The 6,970-nt window shown below is 43.7% G+C and carries 6 protein-coding genes; 5 read left to right on the forward strand and 1 reads right to left on the reverse strand.

Going from position 1 to position 6,970, the window contains the following annotated elements; all coding sequences use genetic code 11:
• From FBF61_RS34290 to FBF61_RS34315, 5 genes are all read left to right on the forward strand, one after another.
• On the forward strand, nt 1-666 hold a 666-nt coding region (locus FBF61_RS34290), incomplete at its 5' end, for a metallophosphoesterase family protein (protein WP_138485503.1).
• Nucleotides 663-1,412, forward strand: a complete 750-nt coding sequence (locus FBF61_RS34295) for a metallophosphoesterase family protein (protein WP_138485504.1) — start codon at nt 663-665, stop codon at nt 1,410-1,412. The genes FBF61_RS34290 and FBF61_RS34295, both read left to right, overlap by 4 nt.
• An 11-nt stretch (nt 1,413-1,423) precedes the next feature.
• Nucleotides 1,424-1,756 carry a hypothetical protein gene (locus FBF61_RS34300; protein ID WP_138485505.1) on the forward strand — a complete coding sequence of 111 codons (333 nt, stop codon included), beginning with the start codon at nt 1,424-1,426 and terminating at the stop codon, nt 1,754-1,756.
• Nucleotides 1,757-2,512: 756 nt separating this feature from the next.
• A complete protein-coding gene (locus FBF61_RS34310; protein ID WP_138485506.1) occupies nt 2,513-4,045 on the forward strand; it encodes a SulP family inorganic anion transporter in 1,533 nt (510 codons plus the stop codon).
• A gap of 181 nt (nt 4,046-4,226) precedes the next feature.
• On the forward strand, nt 4,227-5,927 hold the full coding sequence (locus tag FBF61_RS34315) for a hypothetical protein (protein ID WP_138485507.1): 1,701 nt from the start codon (nt 4,227-4,229) through the stop codon (nt 5,925-5,927).
• 200 nt (nt 5,928-6,127) lie between these two features.
• Here FBF61_RS34315 and FBF61_RS34320 read toward each other — a convergent pair whose 3' ends face one another.
• On the reverse strand, nt 6,128-6,721 hold the full coding sequence (locus FBF61_RS34320; RefSeq protein WP_138485508.1) for a recombinase family protein: 594 nt from the start codon (nt 6,719-6,721) through the stop codon (nt 6,128-6,130).
• Nucleotides 6,722-6,970: the final 249 nt, after the last annotated feature.

Genomic DNA, 6,970 nt, shown 5'->3' on the forward strand with positions numbered 1-6,970 from the left:
GTCGGTTATAACATTTGGCCTAATGAAGTTATAGACCAGATTAGAAAGCGGGGAATCCCTACCATTGCCGGCAATTACGATTTTGGAATCGGAAGAACCAGCGACGACTGCGGCTGCGCATATAAGACAGACGAAGAAAAAGAAAATGGCAAAGTATCGATTGCCTTTACAAATGAGATCGTCAGGGACGCACAGCGGGCTTATTTAAGAACGCTGCCGGCGCACATTCGTCTGGACTTCCAGTTAAATGATAAATCACTTTCGGTGCTTCTGGTGCATGGCAGCCCACGCCGGATCAACGAATACCTGTTTGAAGATCGCGACGAAAAAAGCATGCTTCGGATCATGGAGCAGGCCGGTGCAGATGTGATGCTTTTTGGTCATACCCACAAACCCTATCACCGGATACTGGACTCAGTGCAAACAGATGGGACAGACCATTTCCGTCATGCAATCAACATTGGATCGGTGGGTAAACCAAAGGATGGAGATTCAAGAGGTGGTTATGTGATCCTGCATATTAATGCGGATGCATCAATATCAGGTAAAGATAGTATTACGGTAGAGTTTATACGTTTTGAGTACGATGTTGAAAAAGCGGCGAAAGCCGTAGAAGACAGTATCCTTCCTGATGCATATGCGGAATCATTACGTCTGGGAAAATGAAAATAGCACTACTATCTGATATCCATGCAAACCTTCCCGCTTTCGAGGCGGTGTTGGAAGATCTGGAAAAACAACAGCCTGATGCGGTTTACTGTCTGGGCGATCTGATCGGCTACAACGTATGGCCTAATCAGGTAATTGGTCTGGTCCACAAACATGGTATTGCGACCATTGCAGGAAATCACGACCTGAAAGTTTCGAAAATACTTTCATCGCAAGACGAGTGCAGCAAGGAAGAAAATAGTGAGTATGCCTATAAACTGGTCGGAAGCAAGGAAAGGGATTACCTATTAACACTTCCCAGGCATCTCAGGTTAGAATTTCAACTTAATGATCAGCAGCTCAATATGCTGCTGGTCCATGGAAGCCCGCGAAGCATTAACGAATATCTGTTGCAGGAGCTATCAGAGCAGTACATGCTGGAACTGGTCAAGGAATTTAAAGCGGATATCCTTTGCTTTGGGCACTCTCACAAGCCTTATCACCGTGTTATTAATTCGGGAGAGAATGGTATTGAACATTTTCATCACCTGGTTAATACGGGTTCTGTCGGTAAACCCAAAGATGGTGATGCGCGCGCTTGCTATGTACTTATCAACATTGACCAAATGGCAAACAGCAAGTCTAAGGATGCTGTTCAGGTTGAATTTGTAAGGGTTGAATACGATGTCGAAAAAGCAGCGAAGGCCGTAGAGCTCAGCTTGCTTCCAAATGCATTTGCAGATAATCTAAGGAAAGCATATTAACCTTTATCGAAATGAAAGGTTTGATGATTTTGTTTTCGGTCTTCTTTACCACTGTGGCAACTTGCTCTCCTCTTTCGGTTCGGGAGAAGCCGCATGAAATAGGCAATCAATTATCTTCCCTTATTGATTATCCTACTGTTCTTGGGGCAAATGGTGGAATAGTAGTGATACAATTTTCTATCGGTGAAGGTAGCGCTATAGGAAAAGTGAAGGTATTCACCAGAGATGATGAGCTTAATAATGATCTAATCCGCCAGCTGACTGGCAAGAGGGTACACTTGCCTGATTATCATCACCCAGCTAACAGCTATATAGTTAAATTAAGGTTTGTCAGGGCTAAATAAAACGATCAGATAAGGGTGCAGAAGCATATCACGGAAATGAAATTGCCAATGTATGCGTCTTTTAGATCAATGCGCCTATTGTAGCCTAGGATATTTCCGGTGGGAAAAGTTCTGGCCTTTTGCCCTGACAAGCATCCCTATGGCATTTATCGGTGCGCGGATCCCACTATCAGATTCCCTCAATCGAAAATTATTAGCAGCGTGCCTGATCCTGGTTATTATTCGCTTCACGCAATGAAGCAACAAATGGAATATATTTTAGAAAACTATGCCGAGCGTCTACAAAGGTTCTTTTTAAAAATTGCTAATAGAAAAAGCCTGGGTAAGATGACGAACTGGTTTCAACGTATATCTTCAAATAATTCAAATAGCTGAATTTTGGTGGTGATTGCGTAGAAAGTGTGGACAGAAAAGATGTTTTTTTTTACGTCTTTAAGATGCGTTCTCAGACTCCGCTTAAATCGATTTTTTTAAGAAAGTTAGGTTATGCAAGTCGTAGTCGATAGTTTTGCAGGCAAATGATATCACAACATCATACATACAGCCTCAAATCTTCATCACCAGTCGGTGGTCCCCCCTGAAGATTTTCTTAACCCATATTCGGGTTGCTTCTCTTATTGGAAATTTATTCCGGAAATAATCCTATTATTTAGGTATTTCTCTGCTCTACTTGCCGTGAATTAAGTGGCCTAAATGGCTATTTGTGTTTGGGTATTAGCAAGGGCGAGGATATCAATACTCTATAACCTCATGTCCATGAAGGGTTACCTCAATATTTTCGATTTCTCTCAAAAAGTTAATTATAAAACAGAAATTCTTTCCGGGTTGACCGTGGCCTTGGCCCTGATACCGGAAGCCGTAGCTTTTGCATTAATAGCAGGCCTCTCACCACTTACAGGCCTTTATGCTGCATTTTCAATAGGATTGATTACATCCATTTTCGGCGGCCGGCCGGGTATGATCTCAGGAGCTACCGGTGCCATTGCCGTTGTTATTGTCGCGCTCGCTAAGACCCACGGCGTAGAATACATATTTGCCACCGTCGTTTTAGCTGGGACTATACAGGTTGTTGCTGGCCTATTGAAGCTTGGCAAATTCATTCGCCTGGTTCCACATCCGGTCATGTTCGGTTTTGTCAACGGGCTTGCCATTGTTATTTTCATGTCGCAAATCGCCCAGTTTCAAACAGTAGATGGAATTGGTAATGTATCCTGGTTAGCAGGAAGTCCGCTTTATACTATGCTCGGGCTTGTGCTGCTAACGATGCTAATCATCTGGGGATTGCCTAAACTGACAAAGACAATCCCTTCTTCACTGGCCGCAATCCTGGTAATATCAGCTATTGTAATAGGTTTTAATATTGATACGCGCTCGGTTGGGGATATAGCCTCGATTCGAGGGGGATTCCCTCCTTTTCATATTCCCTCTGTCCCTTTCACGCTAGACACATTACTAATTATCCTACCATATGCTGCGATAGTAGCCGGTGTAGGGCTGATTGAAAGCTTGTTGACCCTGAACCTGATTGATGAAATTACCGAATCAAGAGGCAGGGGGAACAAGGAAGTTGTTGCGCAAGGTATGGCTAACATTATAACCGGGTTCTTTTCTGGAATGGGTGGCTGCGCAATGATAGGGCAAAGCCTGATCAATATATCCTCTGGAGCGCGCGCCAGGCTCTCAGGGATTGTCGCATCATTGATGTTGCTTGCGTTTATCATGTTTGGCTCTGGTTTGATTGAGCAAATCCCGATGGCAGCTTTGACCGGGGTGATGGGAATGGTAGCTATTGGCACCTTCGAGTGGGCTAGTTTTAGAATGATCGGAAGGATGCCTAAGCATGACATTTTTGTAGGTATCCTGGTAGCCGCTGTAACGGTGTTGCTGCACAACCTGGCACTGGCTGTTTTGATTGGCGTTATTATCTCCGCGCTTGTCTTTGCCTGGGAAAATGCCAAGCGGATCCGGGCTCAAAAGTACATTGATGAGAAGGGTGTAAAGCACTACCAAATTTATGGGCCACTTTTCTTCGGCTCAGTCAGTGCGTTCAATGATAAGTTTGAGGTTTTAGCCGATCCGGCTGAAGTAGTGATCGATTTTTCAGAAAGTCGGATTGCGGACATGTCTGGTATCGAGGCTGTTAACAAGATTACAGAGCGCTATCACAAGGCAGGCAAAAAAGTGCATTTGAAGCACCTGAGCCCTGATTGCCGCCAGTTACTGCGAGATGCAAACGATGTCATTGATGTCAATATCATTGAAGATCCTACGTACCGGGTTGTTGTTTAGTTCGTATTAAGTGCAACTAGCAATTGACTTGTGCTACCTATAATACATCCGAGTTCTAGCCATTTCCGGATATGCTTTGTTGCCAGGGGCATCAATGATGCCTTTGGCGATTGTAACGTATTTGGCGACAAAGGGTTCTCACTTCATTTTTCAAAGATTTCTACAATACAATCCAGTTTGTATGAAACTACACTCGATTCTGGCTATGGGCATTTGCCTTGCGCTTATCTTATTATTTTTTTCCCTGGTTGTCAGTAATTCGGTCAATGTACCAAACGGCGATGACCTTTATTGCCTTTTGCTTTTCACTCAGCAGTTCCAGGATGCATCCACGCTTTCGGAGCGTTGGCACCTTTTGCTAGGACAGTGGGTTGAGCACCGGATTGTGTATTCCAGGTTTACAGCGCTTTTGTCTTATTGGCTGACTAGCCACGTCAACTTCGTTACGATCATCATGATAGGCAATTTCACCCTGGTAGGGTTTACTATCCTGTTTTGGAAACTGATTAAAAGGACTGGTGCTTCTTTATACTATCTTATACCGGTTGTGCTGACACTGTTCAGCCCGGTCACTTATGAAGCCAATCTATGGGCCGGGGCAAGCACGGTATACATGCCAGTTGCTTTTCTAGGGCTGTTGACCATTTACCTGCTTGTATACCATGGCCGGGCCGGTGCCATCCTTGCAATACTAACAGCACTGCTGGCCACATTTTCTTTTGGCAACGGAATGTTCTCTTTCGTTGCAGCAATCGCAGTCCTGGTCTACCAAAAAAGGATTAAAAGCGCAGTGATTTTTGGACTTATTGCTGTGGCGGCTGTAATACTATATTTCCAGGATTTTGAGGCCTATAGTGGTACCAATGCTTTCAGTGTTACCGAACATTTTAAGCAGCCGTTGTACTTAATGTATAATCTCTTTGGTTTTGTCGGCGGCATCCTGGATTACACGGAAAATAGTAACTCTGCAATTGTTGCATCAAACATTCCGGCAGTGATGCTAGGGTTATTTTTGTTTGTATCTATCGGCGTAGGCAGTCTTCTTTTTTTGAGAAAAAGGCCATCCCAAAGCGAAAATAGAAATACCGCGACTTTAAGATTAGTGTGGCTTGGTATGGCTGCATTCATTTTAATCACCGCAGTTGTCATGGCTTACTCCAGAACGTCTGGCGCTGCCATGAACACGTTATCGAGCCGGTACAAGATTTACTCCATGCTATGTTGGATTTTGGTTTACTGTTTTTGCCTGATCCATTTTAAAAAGCAAAAGTGGGTTGGATTGTTTTTCGGAGGTGCGAGTTTGCTGATGCTTTTATTCAACTATTACACCAACTATGACAAGCTCACAAACTATAAGTCCTATTTTCTCTCAGGTCTTTTCAATTATAACAACAATGGGCAGTGGATCATCTACCGACACACCTCTTATTATGAAGGTGCCAGTAAAATGCTCAGCGATTCCATTTCTGCAAACTTGCAGCCAGTTTATGTATTCAACCCGGTTTTTCCCGAACTCTCGCATAGCGAATTAGAAAGGGCATCTTTTTTGGAAAATGTCCGGATCTCTGAAAATGAGGGATGCAGCGGCAGGTCCGGAAAATGTCTTACCATACATACAGACGATTACCCATCGGTTTCGAATTATTTTAAAGGTATCTATCTCGTCGTATACAATGACAAGAATATCTATCTATTTGTTGCCAATCCCGTCAAAAATGGCAGGTTGAACATGCTTACCAAGGGCGATTACTATAAGGAAGGCTTTTACCTGGATAAGAATTTCGGAAAAACATTGAAGCCTGGGAGCCAATATAAACTGGCCGTATTCTGTCCAACAGAGACTGAGAAAATACGGCGGCTTGATTATAGGATAGACGGCTAGGCGGGGGGATTTGTGGTCTAATCACAGTTGCAAATGTAGCTTGGAATCAGTGCCGAAGACTATAGTGACGACCGCAATGCCCAATTCGAAATTTGGGTTTGATTAAAAGAAGTGACATTAGCGGCTGACCGTAAAAACCCTCACGACTTCGGCGTTGTGCCTGTATATGAAAATCTAATGTCCTTGAAATGAAAATAGTATCAATCAACTGTGCTTTTACCGCTAATCTTAACTCCTCTATGTCTCAAATATTTGTAAAGGGTCATTTTTGAAATTTCCAGATCAGCAGCAATTTCATTCACTCCCAACTTGCGTTCATTATACAGGGTTTGAGCTAGCATCGCTTTCTTCTCAGCTTCTTTGGAAAGCCCCCGGCTCCGTCCTCCCTTTCTTCCCCTGGCGCGGGCAGCTTCCAGGCCAGACCGTGTCCTCTCACGGATCAGATCCCGCTCGAACTCGGCAAGCGAAGCGAAAATATTAAATATGAGCCTTCCTTGAGCGGTGGTCGTATCAATATGATCATTGATCGATACCAGGCCAATCCCCCGCTTTTCAAAATCGGAGGTCATTTCAAGTAAATGTTTTAAAGAGCGGCCTAACCGGTCCAGTTTATAAATGTATATCACATCACCTTCGCGAAGGATCTGCTGCATTGCCTCAAGCTGTGGCCGATCCGATTTTATTCCGGAAGCCTTTTCCTGAAATACCTTTTCGCAACCTGCTTTGCCCAGAGCATCCAGCTGCATTTCCAAATTCTGGTCCTGGGTCGAGACCCTTGCGTATCCTATTTTCATTTTTGTCTACTTTAATGCATCTGCTTGATCAAATTTAATGTACTTAGATTGATGTACAAGTTTATTTTACTATTTTGATAAAGTATGCCCCGGGTTTGAGAGGCTCGATCCGATTTACATGGGCTAGTTAGTTTGTACATTCTGAGCAGCGTTTTTTTGTACAACAAAATCTCCTCATGCCAAGAAAAGAATACCTGACCTCAGAAGCTCGGCAACGATTTGACAATCCACCTGTTTTGAGTGTTGACC

Origin of the sequence: Dyadobacter bucti (genome assembly GCF_005869225.1) — a bacterium.
GTDB classification, from domain to species: Bacteria; Bacteroidota; Bacteroidia; order Cytophagales; family Spirosomataceae; genus Dyadobacter; species Dyadobacter bucti.

Excerpts from the sequence above, each read along its gene's own strand:
- FBF61_RS34300 (WP_138485505.1), top strand. The coding sequence starts at position 1,424 with ATGAAAGGTTTGATGATTTTGTTTTCGGTCTTCTTTACCACTGTGGCA.
- FBF61_RS34295 (WP_138485504.1), top strand. The coding sequence starts at position 663 with ATGAAAATAGCACTACTATCTGATATCCATGCAAACCTTCCCGCTTTC.
- FBF61_RS34310 (WP_138485506.1), top strand. The coding sequence starts at position 2,513 with ATGAAGGGTTACCTCAATATTTTCGATTTCTCTCAAAAAGTTAATTAT.
- FBF61_RS34315 (WP_138485507.1), top strand. The coding sequence starts at position 4,227 with ATGAAACTACACTCGATTCTGGCTATGGGCATTTGCCTTGCGCTTATC.
- FBF61_RS34320 (WP_138485508.1), bottom strand. The coding sequence starts at position 6,721 with ATGAAAATAGGATACGCAAGGGTCTCGACCCAGGACCAGAATTTGGAA.